At 67.6% G+C, this 448-nt stretch carries 1 protein-coding gene; it reads right to left on the bottom strand.

Annotation, left to right across the window (positions count from 1 at the left end; translation table 11 throughout):
* Positions 1-157: 157 nt before the first annotated feature.
* Positions 158-448 (bottom strand): LysR substrate-binding domain-containing protein (locus J5M67_RS28580; RefSeq protein WP_243434940.1); only part of this gene is annotated, 291 nt, incomplete at its 5' end.

Genomic DNA, 448 nt, shown 5'->3' with positions numbered 1-448 from the left:
TCTTCGGCATGTGAAAGCGCAGCGCTTCGACCCAGGTGCGCACTTTCGCATCGATGAAGCGGCGCGACGGATAGAGCGCGTAGACGTTCATCTTCTGCAGCCGGTGCGCGGGCAGCACGCGCACGAGGTTGCCGCAGCGCAGGTCCTCGATCGCCGCCTAGAGCGGCAGCATGCCGATGCCGATGCCCGCGCGGATCGCCACCGCGAGCGATTCGGCGGTATTGGTCTGCACCGGGCCATCCACCTTGATTTCCTCGGCGCCGTTCGGCCCTTCGAGCAGCCATTCGTTCGTCGGGAACGCCGGCGTGCGCAGCGTGAGGCATGCGTGCCGCGCGAGATCGCGCGGCGTGCGCGGCGCGCCGTGCGCGCGCAGATACGCGGGCGTCGCGCACAGAATGCTGAACGTCGAGCCGAGCAGATGCGATACGAGTTCGGAATCGGGTAGCGA

The sequence above is a fragment of the Pseudomonas sp. 30_B genome, from assembly GCF_017491605.1.
Lineage (GTDB): Bacteria > Pseudomonadota > Gammaproteobacteria > Pseudomonadales > Pseudomonadaceae > Pseudomonas.
This window is presented reverse-complemented; position numbering and strand designations above follow the sequence as displayed.